At 72.6% G+C, this 16,425-nt stretch carries 16 protein-coding genes and 1 pseudogene; 8 read left to right on the top strand and 9 right to left on the bottom strand.

Annotation, left to right across the window (positions count from 1 at the left end; translation table 11 throughout):
- Position 1: 1 nt before the first annotated feature.
- From gvpO to def, 7 genes are all read right to left on the bottom strand, one after another.
- The gene (gvpO, locus tag ACGFIV_RS29330) at positions 2 to 460 is read right to left on the bottom strand and encodes a gas vesicle protein GvpO (RefSeq protein ID WP_358561522.1); all 459 of its coding nucleotides are present in this window, start codon (positions 458 to 460) and stop codon (positions 2 to 4) included.
- Between the two features lie 40 nt (positions 461 to 500).
- Positions 501 to 722 carry a gas vesicle protein GvpG gene (locus ACGFIV_RS29335; protein ID WP_358561525.1) on the bottom strand — a complete coding sequence of 74 codons (222 nt, stop codon included), beginning with the start codon at positions 720 to 722 and terminating at the stop codon, positions 501 to 503.
- Positions 723 to 733: 11 nt separating this feature from the next.
- On the bottom strand, positions 734 to 1,765 hold the full coding sequence (locus tag ACGFIV_RS29340) for a GvpL/GvpF family gas vesicle protein (RefSeq protein ID WP_392838253.1): 1,032 nt from the start codon (positions 1,763 to 1,765) through the stop codon (positions 734 to 736).
- A gap of 1 nt (position 1,766) precedes the next feature.
- Positions 1,767 to 2,171: a gas vesicle protein GvpJ gene (gene gvpJ / locus ACGFIV_RS29345; protein WP_392838254.1), complete on the bottom strand. Its 405-nt coding sequence runs from the start codon at positions 2,169 to 2,171 to the stop codon at positions 1,767 to 1,769.
- Between the two features lie 45 nt (positions 2,172 to 2,216).
- A complete protein-coding gene (locus ACGFIV_RS29350; protein WP_358560818.1) occupies positions 2,217 to 3,443 on the bottom strand; it encodes an SRPBCC family protein in 1,227 nt (408 codons plus the stop codon).
- Between the two features lie 5 nt (positions 3,444 to 3,448).
- Positions 3,449 to 4,168: a hypothetical protein gene (locus ACGFIV_RS29355; RefSeq protein ID WP_358560821.1), complete on the bottom strand. Its 720-nt coding sequence runs from the start codon at positions 4,166 to 4,168 to the stop codon at positions 3,449 to 3,451.
- Positions 4,169 to 4,346: 178 nt separating this feature from the next.
- On the bottom strand, positions 4,347 to 4,826 hold the full coding sequence (gene def, locus ACGFIV_RS29360; protein WP_358560824.1) for a peptide deformylase: 480 nt from the start codon (positions 4,824 to 4,826) through the stop codon (positions 4,347 to 4,349).
- 220 nt (positions 4,827 to 5,046) lie between these two features.
- On the opposite strand from def, the gene ACGFIV_RS29365 reads away from it, so the two are divergent.
- From ACGFIV_RS29365 to ACGFIV_RS29395, 7 genes and pseudogenes are all read left to right on the top strand, one after another.
- Entirely contained in the window at positions 5,047 to 6,411 is a 1,365-nt protein-coding gene (locus ACGFIV_RS29365; RefSeq protein WP_392838255.1) for an MFS transporter, read from the top strand.
- Positions 6,412 to 6,550: 139 nt separating this feature from the next.
- Positions 6,551 to 8,662: a molybdopterin oxidoreductase family protein gene (locus tag ACGFIV_RS29370; RefSeq protein ID WP_392838256.1), complete on the top strand. Its 2,112-nt coding sequence runs from the start codon at positions 6,551 to 6,553 to the stop codon at positions 8,660 to 8,662.
- Positions 8,659 to 10,056: an FAD-dependent oxidoreductase gene (locus tag ACGFIV_RS29375; protein ID WP_392838257.1), complete on the top strand. Its 1,398-nt coding sequence runs from the start codon at positions 8,659 to 8,661 to the stop codon at positions 10,054 to 10,056. Before ACGFIV_RS29370 ends, ACGFIV_RS29375 begins: the two co-directional genes overlap by 4 nt.
- Positions 10,053 to 11,394: pseudogene (locus ACGFIV_RS29380) on the top strand (FAD-dependent oxidoreductase). Before ACGFIV_RS29375 ends, ACGFIV_RS29380 begins: the two are co-directional and overlap by 4 nt.
- A gap of 40 nt (positions 11,395 to 11,434) precedes the next feature.
- Positions 11,435 to 11,752 (top strand): nitrite reductase small subunit NirD, encoded by a 318-nt coding sequence (nirD, locus tag ACGFIV_RS29385; RefSeq protein ID WP_392838258.1) that lies wholly within the window; start codon positions 11,435 to 11,437, stop codon positions 11,750 to 11,752.
- The gene (locus ACGFIV_RS29390; RefSeq protein WP_392838259.1) at positions 11,749 to 12,918 is read left to right on the top strand and encodes a uroporphyrinogen-III synthase; all 1,170 of its coding nucleotides are present in this window, start codon (positions 11,749 to 11,751) and stop codon (positions 12,916 to 12,918) included. Before nirD ends, ACGFIV_RS29390 begins: the two co-directional genes overlap by 4 nt.
- 40 nt (positions 12,919 to 12,958) lie before the next feature.
- Positions 12,959 to 13,834 carry a CbiX/SirB N-terminal domain-containing protein gene (locus ACGFIV_RS29395; protein WP_358560638.1) on the top strand — a complete coding sequence of 292 codons (876 nt, stop codon included), beginning with the start codon at positions 12,959 to 12,961 and terminating at the stop codon, positions 13,832 to 13,834.
- Here the strand turns inward: ACGFIV_RS29395 and ACGFIV_RS29400 are convergent.
- Both ACGFIV_RS29400 and ACGFIV_RS29405 read right to left on the bottom strand, forming a co-directional pair.
- Complete coding sequence (locus ACGFIV_RS29400; RefSeq protein ID WP_392838260.1) at positions 13,726 to 14,397, bottom strand: hypothetical protein; 672 nt, start codon at positions 14,395 to 14,397, stop codon at positions 13,726 to 13,728. The two genes, ACGFIV_RS29395 and ACGFIV_RS29400, sit on opposite strands and share 109 nt — an antisense overlap.
- A 249-nt stretch (positions 14,398 to 14,646) precedes the next feature.
- Positions 14,647 to 15,501: a PAC2 family protein gene (locus ACGFIV_RS29405; protein WP_363920609.1), complete on the bottom strand. Its 855-nt coding sequence runs from the start codon at positions 15,499 to 15,501 to the stop codon at positions 14,647 to 14,649.
- A 243-nt stretch (positions 15,502 to 15,744) separates the two neighbouring features.
- On the opposite strand from ACGFIV_RS29405, the gene ACGFIV_RS29410 reads away from it, so the two are divergent.
- On the top strand, positions 15,745 to 16,425 hold a 681-nt coding region (locus ACGFIV_RS29410), incomplete at its 3' end, for a homocysteine S-methyltransferase family protein (RefSeq protein WP_392838261.1).

Raw genomic sequence — 16,425 nt, forward strand, 5'->3', positions numbered from 1 at the left:
GTCAGTACACTCCGCCCGTGTCGCCCTTGGCGCGCTTGAAGCTCCGGACCCTGCGGTATGACACCAGGTCGCCCTCGGAGTCCAGGTCGGCCGCGTAGATCCCCAAGGTGTCGCCCGAGGACGGGACGCGGTGGTCCTCCACGACCTCGACCTCGACGGTCCACCCGTCGCCCGAGGGCTGCACCAGCGTGACCCCCTCGACGTCCTTGCCGGTCAGCTCGCCGATGTGGCGCAGCCCCGCGCGGCCGGCGGTGACCGCCGTCAGGCGCCGCGACGGTCGCACCCGTGCCGCGCGGCGTCCGTGCGGCGGCTCCACCTCGTCGTCCTCCGCGTCGTCCCCCGCCAAGATCTCCTCGTCCACGGAGTCGTCGTACTCGTAGGAGTCGTCGGGAGCGTATCGGCCGGTGGCGCGCTCACCACGGTCGTCGCGCGCACCGGGAAATCTGCGACTCGCGGGCACGACATCACTTCCTTTCGCCGCTTCCTGGCCGGTCGCGCCGCTAGGAGATCATCCGCTGGAGGATGTCCTCCATGGCGCGGGCCTCCTCCTCCTCGGAGATCAGGCCGGCCGCCCTGGCGTCCTCCACCTCCTCCAGCTGGCGGCGCACGGACGCCGGGTCGTGGAGCTGCTGGTCCACCTGCTGCTCGATCAGCTCGCCGAGCTTGACCAGCAGCTGGACCGGCGCGAGCGGCCAGCTGAAGAGCATGCCGAACAGACCCATTCCAAAGACCTCTACCTCTGTGTCGTGACGAAGTCGTACGGCGCCTGGGGGCCGAGCAGGCGCAGGGTGACGCGGTCCGCCCACCTGCGGCCGAACTCGTTCAGGGCCTCCTCGAAGTCGTCCTGCCTGCCGGTCTCCACCAGGACGGCCAGATGCGCGGCGTCCTCCTCGTGGGTCGGCTCGCGGATGACGATCGCGACGGCGTGGGGCGCCAGGCCCTCGGCCAGGGTCTGGGTGTCGGCGTCCCGCTTCGCCTCGATCGCCTGGTTGATGATCTCCCCGAGCCGGATCCTGGCGTCCCAGGTCGCCTCCTCGGGCAGGTCGCGGATCTCCTCGCGCAGCCGCCTGGCCTCCGGCTGCTCCTGGAGCACCTCCATGAGCACCGTCCCCTCGACGTAGCGCGCCTTGACGACGTACTGGGCGCGGCCTTCGAGGTCTTCGAGCGCGGAGCGGAACTCGTCGTGGTGGGGCGTCAGCAGCTCGCGGACGACCGCCTCCGGGCTCTCCATGACCGCCCCGAAGCGTAGCGGCAGCACCGGTACCTCGGCGGCCACGTCGTCCAGCAGGCTCTGGTGGGCCACGAGGTCCTGGGGCTTGCCGAGGGGCCGGTTCAGCCGCAGATCGCTGACCAGCGCCGCGATGTCCTCGTGGCGCACCAGCCTGATCTCGCCCGGCGGGTCCCCGACGCCCCGGGCCTCGGGGGTCAGCTCGACGTCCGCGGGCAGGATCCCGTAGATGTACGCCGCGACCGCCTGCTCGTTCGGCGCCTCGGGCGTGCCGGGGGCCTCGCCCGCGCGGCCCGCCTGGTCCGGCCGCCGCTCGGCCTGGCGCGTGGCGCCGGGCTCCCGGCCATCCCCGGGGCCCTTCTGGGCGTCCTTGGCTCCGGCGGTCTCCGGCGGCCTGCCAGGGCTCCGCGTGCCCCCGGCGGCGCGTGCGCCGGCGGGGGGCTTGGGCGCCTGGGGGCCCTCGCGTACGTCCCGCCGGGTCTCGCGGGTGTCCTGGCCGGATCCGGGTGCCGCGGCACGTGGGGTCGAGCGGGCCATATCAGTCCTCCTCCCGCCGGCGCCTGCGACGCGGCGCCGGCTCCTCGGCGGGCTCGATGAAGTCGCGGAGCTTCTCGCCCGCGGCCTCCAGAGCGCCCTGCGCGATGCCCTTGGTCTTCGACTTGGCGACGCCCTGCGTCATGTCCTGCATCAGCTCGGGAAGCCCCTTCTGGCCCTCCGAGAGGTCCAGCCGGTTCACCGCCTGGGCGAACCGCAGGTAGGTGTCCACGCTGGCGACGACGACGCGCGCGTTGATGGTCAGCAGTTCGATGCCTACGAGGGCGACGCTGACGTAGACGTCGATGACGAGGCCCTTGTCGAGAATCGTGTCGATGACGTCGGCCAGTCCGCCGCCCGAAGACGACCGCCCGGCCGCTCCGCCCCCTGAGGGCTGCACGATGGTCATACGCTGAGCTCCTTGGTCTCGGTGCCTGAGGAATGGCCGGTCATCTCATCGGCCCCGGGGTTCGGGCTCGCGGCGGGGCCGCCGGGGAGCGGGCTCCTCGCCTTCGGCGGTCTCGGGCCTGCGCCGCCTGGCGGGCGGCTCGCCGGGCTCGCCGCTCTCGGGCCTGCGCCTCCGGGCCTCGGCGGGCTCCGGCCTGCGCCGTCGTGCCCGTGGTTCCCCTTCCTCCGCCGGGACGGCGCGTCCGGGACGCTCCGGGCGCTCGCCGCGCCTGCTCCAGGGGCGGTGGCGCCGTTCACGGGGCTCCTCGGCGCCCTCTTCCTCTTCCGCTTCCTCGGGCCCGGCGGCCTCCGCCTGCTCGCCCTCTTCGGCTTCCGCCTCAGGCTCGGCCTCCTCGCCTTCTTCGGGCTCGGCCTCGGCCTCTTCGCCTTCGTGCTCGCCTTCCTCGGGCCGCTCCTCCCGCTCCCGCTCCTGCTCCTCGCGGAGGGCGGTCTCGTGGTCCTTGACGACCTCGCCCTCGTGGATCACGCCGCGCCAGCCCTCGACCTCGTCCGGGGTCAGCAGAGACTCGGTCATGACGTGCCGCCGGAAGTGCTTGAACTCCAGGCGCGCGCGGCGGCCCTGTACGCGCCAGAGGAGGCCGATGTGCTCCATGAAGCCCTTGGGGTGGTACTCAAGGACCATCAGGATCCGCGTCAGGTCGGGGGTGATCTCGTGGAACGTCACCGTCCCGTCGACGTAACCCTTGGCGCCCTTCGACCGCCAGATGATCTTGTCATCGGGGACCTGCTCGCTGATCGTGGACTCCCAGGTCCGGCGTGACCAGATGATCTTGGCCTGCCAGGTGAGCTTCTCGTCGCTGTCCTGCACGACCTTCTCGACCTTCTTCATGAAGCTCGGGAAGTCCTGGAACTGCGTCCACTGGTTGTAGGTCAACCGGATCGGGGCGCCGACATCCAGCGACTCGACGATGTTGAGGAACTTGAACTTCTTCCCCTTGCCGCCGCCGAAGCCCAGCTTCTTCTTCAGGCCGCCCCAGGCCATCTTGGCCAGGCCCTTGAACCTTCCCGTGCCGCCCTCCGCGCCGGCGAGCTGGCCGAGAGTGCGAAGCCCGCCGCCCTCGGCGATGCCGGTCAGCCGAGTGGTGGTCTGCTCGACCTTGCGCTTCGCCGCGGCGAGCGCCAGTTTGCCCGCGATGCCGGCTATGCCGCGTAGCTGGTGCTTGATCGGGCTGAGCAGCCCTCCGGCCGCTCCCGCCTTGTCCTTGTCCGCCATGGAGGTCACCCCCGGTTCCGGCGAATGGGACGGGAACGCGGCGGCGGCTGGTCACGCATCACGTGACCACGCGGCCCGGGCTCCTCGTCCTCTTCTTCCTCGTCGTCCAGGCGCTCCCCTGCTCCGCGTCCGGCCGGCCTGCCGCGGCCTTCGGCCGCCGCACGCCTCGGGGGTGCTTCCTCTTCGTACTCCTCGTCTTCGTCCTCGTACTCGTCGTACTCGTCCTCGTAGGGCTCTTCCTCTTCCTCCTCGGCGGGTGGGCGCACGCGGGAGCGAGCGGCGCGCACCCCACCGGCCGCCCTGTCCCGAAGGCCCCTGACCCCGCCTCTCGCGGTCTTCGTGACGCCCTCGGCGGCACCGGCCGCGGCTCCGGTCGTGGCGCCCGCGGCTTCCTCCAGGCCCGCGGCGACGTTGGCCGCGTGCTGCAGGGACTCCGCCCGCTGCTGCAGCTTGGTGCTCAGCGAGCCCACCTGCCTGCTCGCGGTGGCCTTGGCCGCGGCCTTCCCGGCCTCGAACAGCTCGCCCCGGACACTGCTGATGATCTTCTCCAGCTCGGGAGAGGAGCTGACCAGCTTGAGTCCCTGCTCCAGCAGGTTCCCCCGGGCCCCGCCCAGCCGGCCCGTGGCTCCCGCCACGCCGAGGGCGACCGCCAGCTTGAACCGGCGATGCCGGCCGAGGAAGTAGCCGAGTGCGACGGCCAGGGCAACCTTCAATCCGCCTGTCACAATGTCCTCCTTCTCCGGCCTGCCGAATCGTCGAGTGCCCTACCCCCCCACATGGACACAGAACGCTCGTTGCCGGAAAAAAGGGACATACCACATAAAGAATCAAGGTGTGCCAGAGTCCGGAGAATGCCGGGCCGTCCCGTCGTGGCCGGCGGGGAAGGAGGCGCCTACGGCCGTCCTAGGCCATCGCCGCCCGGAAGCGCTCCTGCTCGTCGGCGGGGAGGCGGTCGCTGAACAGGACGCCGTCGAGGTGGTCCACCTCGTGCTGGAGCACCCGGGCCAGCATGCCGAGCGCGCGCACGGTGACGGGCTTGCCGTGCATGTCGCGGCCCCGGGCGACCACGGAGTAGGAACGCTCCAGGGGCCACCAGATGCCGGGGGCCGACAGGCAAGCCTCGTCGGCGACGACGGTGCGCCCGGACGCCTCAAGGCGGGGGTTCACCAGGTGGCCCGACCTGCCGTCGACCTCGAAGACCAGCACGCGCAGCGGCACGCCGATCTGCGGCGCGGCGAGTCCGGCGCGGCCGGCCCCGGCACGCGTGGTGGCCTGGAGTGACTTGACCAGCTCGCGCAGGGAGCGGTCGAACTCCCTGACCGGATCGGCGACGGTGCGGAGCACCGGGTCGGCGAAGAGCCTGATCGGCTGGACGCTGGTCATGCCCGCTCCTGGGGGTCATTTGTGGAATGTTCCCCAGAGGGGTTCCCGGTCTGCCCGGCAGGCAATCTTTGTTAAATCCATGTTGCCGCCGTGATACCTGTAGATCACGAGTTCCGCCCGTGCGTCAGACGTAACGCCGATATCTGACAACCGTCGTCAGACGGTGTGATCTTTTCCGGTACGTTCGGACCTCCCGATTCTGAAGAAAACAGGAGGAACCGTGACGGTGGCGGAGGCTGCGCGGACCGTACCGGCGAAGGGTCGCTGGATAACCGACTGGAACCCGGACGACCCGGGCTTCTGGGAGAGCCGAGGCAAAGGCGTCGCCCGCAGGAACCTGGTGTTCTCGATCCTGGCCGAGCATCTGGGCTTCACCTTGTGGACCGTCTGGAGCATCGTCGCCGTCAAGCTCGGCGCCTACCGCTTCTCCACCGACCAGCTGTTCTGGCTGGTCTCGCTGCCCAACCTGGTCGGGTCGGCGCTGCGCCTGCCCTACACGTTCGCGCCCGCCAAGTTCGGCGGCAGGAACTGGACCGTGGTGAGCGCCCTGCTGCTGCTCGTGCCCGCCGTGCTGCTGGCCGTGGCGGTGGGCGACCCCGCGACACCGTACTGGGCCTTCCTGCTCATCGCGGCCACCGCCGGTCTCGGCGGCGGCAACTTCGCCTCCAGCATGGCCAACATCACCTACTTCTACCCCGAGCTGAAGCAGGGGTGGGCGCTCGGCCTGAACGCCGCGGGCGGCAACGTCGGAGTCAGCTCCGTGCAGCTCGCCATGCCGCTGGTGATCACCGGGTTCGGGCTGGCGGCGGCGGGGCTGTTCTGGGTGCCGTTCATCGTGGTCGCCGCCGCCGGCGCGTTCTTCTTCATGGACAACCTCACCTCCGCCAAGGCGAGCGCGAGGGAGCAGCTCAAGATCGCCGGCAGGGCCCAGACCTGGATCATGTCGCTGCTCTACATCGGGACGTTCGGCTCGTTCATCGGTTACACCACCGCCTTCCCGCTGCTCATCAAGAGCCAGTTCCCCGGGCACGCCTCGGCCGTCACCTGGGCCTTCCTCGGGGCGCTGGTCGGCTCGCTGGTCAGGCCCCTGGGCGGGCGGCTGTCCGACCGGCTCGGCGGGGCGCGGGTCACGCTCGGGAACTTCGCCGCGATGGTGGTGGCCATAGCGCTGGTCGCCTTCGGGCTGGGCGCGAACAGCTTCACCCTCTTCTTCTGCGCCTACCTGCTGCTGGTGGCGCTGACGGGGGTGGGCAACGGCTCGACGTACCGGATGATCCCCGCGATCTTCAAGGCCAAGGCGGTCGAGGGCGCCCTTGCCGGGGACGAGGCGGCGCTCGCCGCCGCCGTGGCGGCCGGCAGGCGCGACAGCTCGGCCGCCATCGGGATCATCTCGGCCGTGGGCGCCTTCGGCGGGTTCTTCATCAACCGGGGCTTCGGCACCTCCATCGCGGCGACGGGCGGCGCGGGCGCCGCCCTCGTCGCGTTCGCGTGCTTCTACGCCGCCTGCGCGGCGCTGACGTGGTTCTGCTACCTGCGCACGGTGGGCGCCCGGCTCGCGCCCAGCCTCGCCTCGGCCCGCGTCTGAGCGCGATCCCTCACGGGGACGGTCGCGGCGATGTGCGCACAGGAGATCCGCTCCGGATGTGAACACGGTTGGCGGCTTGTAGCACAGAGGTAACAGGAGGGACCCAACGGTGAAACGGCCTGAAAGCACCATCGGATCCATGCTGATCTCACTTTCCCCGCCGGCGCCTGTGATGTCGCCGGTCCACAGGGGAGAGGCGACGCACTGCCCGTACTGCGCGCTGCAGTGCGGCATGAACGTCAGCGGGGGGACCGGCGAGGCACCGGGCGGCACGATCACGATCACCCCGAGGCACGACGTCCCGGCGAACGCCGGAGCGCTCTGCCAGAAGGGATGGACCGCGGGTGAGCTGCTGGCAGGCGGCGACCGTCTCACCACGCCGCTCGCCCGCGCGAGCCGTACGAGCCCGCTTGAGCCGGTGAGCTGGGACGACGCGCTCGACCGCGTCGCCGCGGCCGTACGCGGCATCCAGGCCGGGCACGGCCGCGACGCGGTGGCGGTGTTCGGGGGCGGCGGCCTCACCAACGAGAAGGCCTACCAGCTCGGCAAGTTCGCCCGGGTGGCGCTCGGAACGAGCCAGATCGACTACAACGGCCGCTTCTGCATGTCGTCCGCGGCGGCGGCCTCCAACCGCGCGTTCGGGATGGACCGGGGCCTGCCGTTCCCCATCACCGACGTCGCGGCGGCAGACGCGGTGATGATGGTCGGCGGCAACGTCGCCGAGACCATGCCGCCGTTCCTGCGGCACCTGCGTCACACCCTCATCGTCGTCGACCCGAGGGCCACCCGCACGGCCCGGCGGGCCACCCTGCACCTCCAGGTCACCCCGGGCACCGACCTGGCCCTCGCTCTGGCGCTGCTGCACATCGCGATCACCGAGGGCCACGCCGACCTCGGCTACATCGCCGCCCGCACGACCGGGTTCGAGGAGGTCCGGGCGTCGGTGGCGTCGTGGTGGCCCGAGCGCGCCGAGCGGGTCACCGGCGTGCCGGTGGCCCGGATGCGCGAGGCCGTCCGGCTCCTCGCCGGGGCGGGCACGGCGATGATCCTCACCGGCAGGGGCGCGGAGCAGCACGCCAAGGGCGCCGACACGGTGACCGCGTTCATCAACCTGGCCCTCGCGCTCGGCCTGCCCGGGAGTCCCGGCTCCGGGTACGGCTGCGTCACCGGCCAGGGCAACGGCCAGGGCGGGCGCGAGCACGGCCAGAAGGCCGACCAGCTCCCCGGTTACCGCTCGATCGCCGACCCCGCCGCCCGCGCGCACGTCGCCGGGGTCTGGGGGATCGACCCCGGCGAGCTTCCCGGGCCCGGCCGTTCGGCGTACGAGCTGCTCGACACCCTCGGCACCGCCGGGGGCGCACGGGCCCTGCTGGTGTTCGGCTCCAACCCGGTGGTGTCGGCGCCGCGCGCGACCCACGTGACCGAGCGGCTCGCCGCGCTGGACCTGCTCGTGGTCTCCGACTTCGTGCTGTCGGAGACCGCCGCGATGGCCGACGTCGTGCTTCCCACCACCCAGTGGGCCGAGGAGCACGGCACGATGACCAACCTGGAAGGCAGGGTCCTGCTGCGCCGCCAGGCCGTCGCTCCGCCCTCGGGGGTGCGGAGCGACCTGGCGATCCTCTCCGGCCTGGCCCGGAGGCTCGGCCGGGGCGAGGGCTTCTCCGGCGACCCGGGCGTGGTGTTCGACGAGCTGCGCCGGGCGAGCGCGGGCGGGGTCGCCGACTACTCGGGCATCACCTACGAGCGCATAGCCGCCGAGACCGGCGTCTTCTGGCCCGCCCCCTCCGAGGACCACCCGGGCACGCCGCGACCGTTCCTCGACCGGTTCCCGACGCCGGACGGGCGGGCCAGGTTCGTGCCCGTGGACCACCGCCCCGCGGCCGAGGACGTCGACGACGACTACCCGTACTACCTGACCACGGGCCGCGTCCTCGCGCACTACCAGAGCGGCGCGCAGACCCGCAGGATCGCCGCGCTGAACGAGGCGGCCCCCGAGGCGTACGTGGAGCTCCACCCGGACCTCGCCGAACGCCTGGAGGTGGCGCCCGGCGACCTGGTCAGGGTGACCAGCCGCAGGGGCTCCGCCGAGGCCGTCGCCAGGGTCACCCCCGGCATCCGCCGCGACACGGTGTTCATGCCCTTCCACTGGGAGGGCGCCAACCGCCTCACCAACCCCGCACTGGACCCGGTGTCCCGGATGCCGGAGTTCAAGGTCTGCGCCGTGCGCGTCGAGCGGGGGCGGTGCGCGTGAAGCTCGTCGTCGTCGGCAACGGCATGGCCGGCGCGCGGCTGGCCAGTGAGGTGCGCGCGCGGGACAGGAGCATCCAGATCACCGTGTTCGGCGCCGAGACCCGGGGGCCGTACAACCGGGTGCTGCTGTCCAACGTGCTCGCCGGCACCGCGAGCCCCGAGCAGGTGCGCCTGCCCGCGCAGGCCGAGGGGGTGACCGCCCGCCTCGGCGTCACGGTCACAGCGATCGACCGCGAGTCCCGTACGGTCGGCACCGCCGACGGCGTGCGCGAGCCGTACGACGTCCTGGTGCTGGCGACGGGCAGCGAGCCGGTCGTGCCGCCCATCCCCGGCGCCACCCGGGCGATCGCGTTCCGGACCATGGACGACTGCGACCGCATCCTGGACGCGGCGGCGACCGCGACCGGCGCGGTGGTGGTCGGCGGCGGCCTGCTCGGCGTGGAGGCCGCGCGCGGGCTCGCCGGGCGCGGCATGCCGGTCACCCTGCTCCACCTGGCCGGTCACCTGATGGAACGCCAGCTCGACGCCGAGGCCGGGCTGGTGCTCGGCGAGGCGCTGGCCGGGCTCGGGGTGACCGTCAGGACCGGTGCCGAGGTCGCGGCGATCCACGCCCACGGCGTCGAGCTCGCCACGGGCGAGACGCTCGCGTCGGAACTGGTGGTGCTCGCCTGCGGGGTACGGCCGCTGGCCGGCCTCGCCGGGGACGCCGGCCTCGCGGTGGCGCGCGGGGTCGTCGTCGACGACCGGATGCGCACCGCCGACCCGGCGATCTACGCCATCGGCGAGTGCGCGCAGCACGACGGCACGGTGTACGGCCTGGTGGCGCCCGCGTGGGAGCAGGCGGCCGTGGTGGCCGACCTGATCACCGGGGCGGACGCCACCGCGAGGTACCGGGGCTCGCGCCTGGTCACCCGCCTGAAGGCCAGGAGCGTCGAGCTGGCGGCCATGGGGGAGACGCACCTGACCGAGGACGCCTCCGGCACGGTGGAGGTCGTCCGCTTCAGCCACAGGGCCCGCGGCATCTACCGCAAGCTCGTGATCAGGAACGACCGCCTGGTGGGCGCCATCCTGCTCGGCGAGTCGCCCACGGTGGGGACGCTCACCCAGCTCTACGACCGCGGCGGGCCGCTTCCCCGCGACCCGGCCGGGCTGCTGTTCCCCGGCCTCGACGGCGCGGCGCTCGCCGACGGCCCGGCCCGCATGCCCGACTCCGCGCGGGTGTGCGAGTGCAACAACGTGACCAAGGGCCGCATCCGCGCCTGCTGGGAGGCGGGCGCCCGCGACACGGCGGCCGTGGTCGCCGCCACCAGGGCGACGACCGGGTGCGGCACCTGCCGCGACGCGGTCGAGGGCCTGATCGGCCGGCTGCGCGAGCAGGAGGAGGTCCGCGCGTGAGGATCGTGGTGGCGGGGTACGGGCCGGCGGCCCACCGGTTCGTCGAGACACTGGCCCGCAGGGGCTTCACCGGCACGATCACGGTGCTCGGGGAGGAGCCGAGGCCCGCGTACGACCGCGTGGCGCTGACCTCCTATCTGTCCGGACCGCCGAGCGCGAGCGCCGACGACCTGACCTATCCGGCTCCCGGCGGGCCGGTGGTGGCGCGGCTGGGCGACCGGGTGGCCTCCATCGACCGCGCCCGCCGCACCGTGACCACCGAGGGCGGCCACGACGAGCCGTACGACGTGCTGGTGCTGGCGACGGGGTCGGCGCCGTTCGTGCCGCCGGTGCCGGGGGCCGGGCGGGCCCTCGTCTACCGCACGATCGACGACCTGGACGCCATCCGCGCGGCGTCCGCGCGGGCCACCTCCGGCGTGGTCGTCGGAGGCGGCCTGCTCGGGCTGGAGGCGGCCGACGCGCTGCGCGGGCTCGGCCTTTCCACGCACGTCGTCGAGATGGGCGACCGGCTGATGCCCCGTTGCGAGCACTTCGACCACGGCAGGCCCGAGTTGTTCGAGATCGTCCGGGTGCGCAGGATCACGACGTTCTCGCGGCTCATCGCCGAGCACGGCCGGGGGCGTGGCTGCGACGTCTGCAAGCCCGTCGTCGCCTCGATCCTGGCGTCGCTGAACGGCGGGCACGTCCTCGACGGCGAGCGGGCGGCGCTGCAGGACACCAACGACCACTTCCTCGCCAACATCCAGAAGAACGGCACGTACTCGGTGGTGCCGCGCATTCCGGGCGGTGAGATCACCCCGGAGAAGCTCATCGTGATCGGGGAGGTCGCGCGCGACTTCGGCCTCTACACCAAGATCACCGGCGGCCAGCGGATCGACCTGTTCGGCGCCCGCGTGGAGCAGCTTCCCGCGATCTGGAAGCGGCTGGTCGACGCCGGTTTCGAGTCCGGCCACGCCTACGGCAAGGCGCTGCGCACGGTGAAGTCCTGCGTGGGGTCCACGTGGTGCCGGTACGGGGTGCGGGACGCGGTCGGCATGGCCATCGCGCTCGAACTGCGCTACCGGGGGCTGCGCTCGCCGCACAAGCTCAAGGCGGCCGTCTCCGGTCCGCGACGTGATCGTGGACGACTCGCTCGGGATCGCCGTCGCCCTGGACGCGGGCATGGAGCGGCACGTCGCCGGCTACTTCGACGAATGGCGCGCCACCGTCGAGGACCCCGGCAAGCTCCGCCGGTTCGTCAGCTTCGTCAACGCCCCCGGCACCCCCGACCCCTCGATCGTCTTCGAGACCGAACGCGACCAGATCAGGCCCGTTCTCGTGGAGGTGACCCGCCGATGACCACCGTCCAGAAGGCTCCGGTGACCGCGACCGGCGAGAGGTGGACCGCGATCTGCGCCTACGCGGACCTGATCCCCGAGCGCGGCGCCGCCGCGCTGCCAGGGGCCGTCAGATCGCGCTGTTCCGTGCCTTCGACGGCCGCCTGTTCGCCGTCGGGAACCGCGACCCCCACAGCGGGGCGTACGTGATGTCGCGCGGCATCACCGGCACCAGGGGCGACGAGCCCGTGGTGGCGACGCCCATGCACAAGCAGGTCTTCTCCCTGGTCACCGGCGTCTGCCTGGACGATCCGGCACTGGCAATACCGACATATCCGACTCGTGTCACCAACGGCACCGTGGAGGTGAGCGTGGAATGACAGCCGCGCTTCTGGACGACCCCCTGACCACCCTTGAGACGGCGCCCGACGCGCTCGCCGGGTTCACCATCGGGGTGACCGCGACCCGACGCAGGGAGGAGTTCGCCGCCCTGCTCGAACGGCGGGGCGCCCGGGTCGTACGGGCTCCCGCGATCCGCCTGGTGCCCCTCGCCGAGGACGCCGACCTGCTGGCGGCCACCCGCGAGTCCCTGGACGGGCCGGTCCACGACGTGGTGGTCACCACGGGCGTCGGATTCCGGGGGTGGATGGCCGCCGCCGAGGGCTGGGGGCTCTCCACCGACCTGGCCGACCACCTCGCGGCGGCGCGGCTGCTGCCCCGGGGGCCGAAGGCCCGTGGCGCGGTGCGCGCCGCCGGGCTGAACGACCACTGGACCCCGCTCACGGAGTCCTGCGAGGAGATCAAGCAGTACCTCCTCGGCCAGGACCTGCGGGGCAGGCGCATCGTGGTGCAGTTGCACGGCGAGCCGCTGACCGGCTTCGTCGCCCAGTTGCGGGCGGCGGGCGCCACCGTGATCGAGGTACCGGTCTACCGCTGGCTGCCCTACCGCGACGCCTCCCCGCTGCGCCGCCTGATCACCCAGGCGATCTCGGGGTCGGTGGACGTCGTGGCGTTCACCAGCGCCCCCGCCGTGCACGCGATGCTCAACGCCGCCAGGGCCGAGAGCCTGGAGGACCCGCTCGTCGCGGCCTTCAGCGGCCCGGTGGTGGCGGCGTGCGTCGGCCCGGTGACGGCGGCGCCGCTGCTGGCCAAGGGCGTGCCGGTGATCCAGCCGGAGCGTTCCCGCCTCGGCGCGCTGGCCCGCACCCTCGCCCGTCACCTTCCCGAGCACAGCGTCACGCGCGTGAGCGCGGGCGCCCACCGGCTGGAGATCCGCGGGCACGCGGTCGCCGTCGACGGCGACCTCAAGCCGCTGCCGCCCGCGCCGATGGCCGTGCTCAAGCGCCTCGCCGAGCGTCCCGGCCACGTCGTGCCCCGCTCCGACCTGCGCGTGGTGCTGCCCGGAGGCCCGTCCAGGGACTCCGCCGAGCACGCGGTCGAGATGGCGGTCACCCGGCTCCGCCGCGCCCTCGGGCCGTCGGGCATCGTGGAGACCGTGGTCAAGCGCGGCTACCGGCTGGCCTGCGACCGGGTGGACGCCCGGTGACGACCACGGCCGGCGCGGGCCCCGACCGGAAGGACGGCGGGTGAGGAGGAACCGGGAGGTCCCCCTGAGGGGCGGTTCCCGAGACGGTTCCCCGGCGGCGGTGGCCGCCGGGACGCTGGTGCTGGTCGCCCACGGCACGCGGAGCGCGGCGGGGGAGGCCACGCTCGCCGCCCTCGCCGAACGGGTGCGCAGGGCGCGGCCCGGCCACCGGGTCGAACTGGGCCACCTGGAGATCAGCTCGCCCCTGCTCGCCGACGTCCTCGCGGGCGTGCCGGGGCCGGTGGTCGTGGTCCCGCTGCTGCTCGCGGGCGGCTACCACGTCCACATCGACCTGCCGGCGGTCGTGGCCGGAGCCAGGCCGGACGCCATCGTGGCCGGACGGCTGGGCCCGCATCCGCTGATCACCTCCGTGCTGGCACGCCGGCTGGCGGCGGCCGGGCTGCGCTCCACCGACGCCGTGATCCTCGCCGCGGCGGGCTCCTCGGACCCCTCCGGCCTCGCCGACGTGCGCTTCGCCGCCCGGCTGCTGTCGGTACGGCTGGCGCGCCCGGTCACCGCGGCGTTCGCCTCCGCGGGCAGCCCGACGGTCGCGGCGGCCATGGAGAGGCTGCGGTCGGGCCCCGCGCCACGGGTGGCGGTCGCCTCCTACCTGCTGGCCCCCGGGTTCTTCCATGGCCGGCTGGAGTCGAGCGGGGCCGACGTGGTGAGCCGCCCGCTCGGCGCCGAGGACGACCTGGCCGCCCTGGTGTGGCAGAGGTTCGACGAGGCCGCGGCCGCGATCGGCCGGGGAGGCGCCGGGCCGGCGGCTCAGGAGAGCGCGGGGGCCCGGGGCGTGGCGGTCTCCAGCCGCAGTTCCCGTACGATCTCGACCGCGCCGTCGTCCCGCGACAGCCCGGAGCCGATGAACATCTCGTAGTAGGCGTGCCGGAAGCAGCCGGCGAGCAGGAGGCGCGCGCTGGCCTCGGGGGTCACGTCCGGCGACACCCGCCCAAGGCCCCGCTCGGCCGCGAGGTACTCGGCGAGGGGGGCGATCTCGGAGGCGGGGCCGAGATCGGTCTCGCGCAGCGCCTCGCGGAACCGCACGGTGATCGAGGGGGAGAGGAACGCGGGCATCGCCGCGGCCTGTACCTCGGCGTAGTAGGCGATGCCGGCACGGGCCACCGGCAGCAGGTTGTCGTTCACTCGTCCCTTGCCGGTCATGTGCATCAGGGTTTCGAGGGTGCGGAGCCAGACCGGCAGCCGGTCCTGGAGCAGGGCGAGGAACATCTCCACGGCCTGGGCCGGCGTCGCACCGCGCAGCTGGGGGTACGCGGCGCCGCTCGCCTGGCCGGCGGGTACGTTCGCGGGCCGGGCGGCCCCGTCTCCGCCCTCCTGCTTCATGAAGACGGCCATTTCGAGAACGCGTCGCCGCGTCTCCTGTGCTCTCTTGTGCGGATCGGGATATTGAGTCGCCATGGGGGTCCCAAGGTGCGCAGTCACATGTGTAGGTTCAGCACGCGGGTGGCGTCGTACACGATGTTTGCGGAGTCGTGTTTCTCTCCGTTATCGAATCGTTGCCGCGCGTGGGTGCCGCCCAGGTGCAATGGTGCGGAACGGCGCAGCGGCCAATTATTACCCGAGATCCCGGCCGCGCGTGGGCGATAACGCGAAGTATGTGAATTGCGCCTTTTGTGAATCTTCACGTAAATATGCCCTAGGCGTCCGCCTTCCGGCGGGGTGCGGCGCGCGTCAGCCTTCGGTGTCGTTGTCGCGCCGCCGCAGGTAGCGCTCGAACTCGGCCGCGATCGCGTCGCCGCTCGCCTCGGGCAGCTCGGCGGCGTCCTTGCGCTCCTCAAGCTCGCGCACGTACTCGGCCACCTCGGAGTCCTGGGCGGCCAGCTCGTCGACCCCGTGCTCCCACGCCTGCGCCTCGTCGGGCAGCTCGCCGAGCGGCATCGGGATGTCCAGCAGGTCCTCCATGCGGCGCAGAAGGGCCAGGGTGGCCTTGGGGTTGGGCGGCTGGGCGACGTAGTGCGGCACCGACGCCCACAGCGAGACCGTCTTGGTGCCCGCCACGCCGAGGGAGTGCTGGAGCACCCCGACGATGCCGGTGGGGCCCTCGTAGCGGGTCAGCTCCAGGTTGAGGGAGCGCGCGAGGCCCGGATCGCTCACCGAGCCCACGATCGGCACCGGCCGGGTGTGGGGGGAGTCGTTGAGCAGGGCTCCGAGCAGCACCGCGGTCTCCACGCCGAGCTCCAGGCTGATGCTGACCAGCTCGGCGCAGAAGGTGCGCCAGCGCATGTTGGGCTCGATGCCGCGCAGCAGCACCACGTCGCGCTTACTGCCGGGCGGGCGCGCCACGAGCAGGCGGGTGGTGGGCCACACGATGGAGCGCGTGAGGCCGTCGCCCATCTCGACGACCGGGCGGGTGACCTGGAAGTCGTAGTAGTCCTCGGGGTCGAGCTCGACGAGCGGGGTGGCCTTCCATTCGGCCTCCAGGTGCGCGAGAGCGCCGCTCGACGCCTCCCCCGCGTCGTTCCAGCCCTCGAACGCGGCGATCAGCACCGGGTCGACGAGCTCGGGGAGTCCTTCGAGCTCGATCACGCGCCGCCTCCTCCTCGCCTGGCCGAGGCCGCCAACGTCCCCGCAAGCGTCCTCTCGGCCGCCGGCGGCGGCCTTGTGCCTGTCTAAGCCTATTCGTTGAGGGGCGTTCAGTGTCACGGAGAGGCGACAGGCGGACCTCGGAGCCCTACCGAACCCTCACCCGCATATTGGGAGACCACCGGACATCTCAGGCGTTTTCGGTGCTCGGGCGGTCACATCATGCCTCCCGCTAGGCTTGAGTTCATGAACAGCGGAGCGTCCTTCAGACAGACCCTGTCCCAGCGTGTCCTGGTCGCGGACGGGGCCATGGGGACGATGCTGCAGGCCTACGACATCACGCTCGACGACGTGCTGGGCCATGAGGGCTGCCCCGAGGTGCTCAACGTCACCCGCCCCGACATCGTCCAGGCCGTGCACGACGCCTACTTCGAGGTGGGCGTCGACTGCGTGGAGACCAACACCTTCGGCGCCAACTTCGCGGCCCTCGGCGAGTACGGCATCCCCGAGAAGATCTACGAGTTCTCCGAAGCGGGTGCCCGGCTGGCCCGTGAACGGGCCGACCACTGGTCGACCGGCGAGCGGCCCAGGTTCGTGCTGGGCTCGATGGGTCCGGGAACCAAGCTCCCCACCCTCGGGCACCTTCCCTACGCCACCCTGCGCGACGCCTACCGCGACAACGCCGCCGGTCTGATCGCCGGGGGCGCCGACGCGCTGATCATCGAGACCTGCCAGGACCTGCTGCAGGTCAAGGCGGCGGTCATCGGCGCCAAGCACGCCATCGAGGCCGCCGGCCGCGACGTGCCGATCATCGCGCAGGTCACCATCGAGACCAACGGCGCGATGCTGCTGGGCTCGGAGATCGGCGCCGCGCTGACCGCCATCGAGCCCCTCGGGGTCGACGTGATCGGGCTCAACTGCGCGACC

This window comes from Sphaerisporangium sp. NPDC049003 (genome assembly GCF_043197795.1).
Lineage (GTDB): Bacteria > Actinomycetota > Actinomycetes > Streptosporangiales > Streptosporangiaceae > Sphaerisporangium.

Coding starts and splice junctions, on each gene's coding strand:
- ACGFIV_RS29335 (WP_358561525.1), bottom strand. CDS start 722: ATGGGTCTGTTCGGCATGCTCTTCAGCTGGCCGCTCGCGCCGGTCCAG.
- ACGFIV_RS29340 (WP_392838253.1), bottom strand. CDS start 1,765: ATGGCCCGCTCGACCCCACGTGCCGCGGCACCCGGATCCGGCCAGGAC.
- gvpJ (WP_392838254.1), bottom strand. CDS start 2,171: ATGACCATCGTGCAGCCCTCAGGGGGCGGAGCGGCCGGGCGGTCGTCT.
- ACGFIV_RS29350 (WP_358560818.1), bottom strand. CDS start 3,443: ATGGCGGACAAGGACAAGGCGGGAGCGGCCGGAGGGCTGCTCAGCCCG.
- def (WP_358560824.1), bottom strand. CDS start 4,826: ATGACCAGCGTCCAGCCGATCAGGCTCTTCGCCGACCCGGTGCTCCGC.
- ACGFIV_RS29370 (WP_392838256.1), top strand. CDS start 6,551: ATGCTGATCTCACTTTCCCCGCCGGCGCCTGTGATGTCGCCGGTCCAC.
- ACGFIV_RS29390 (WP_392838259.1), top strand. CDS start 11,749: ATGACAGCCGCGCTTCTGGACGACCCCCTGACCACCCTTGAGACGGCG.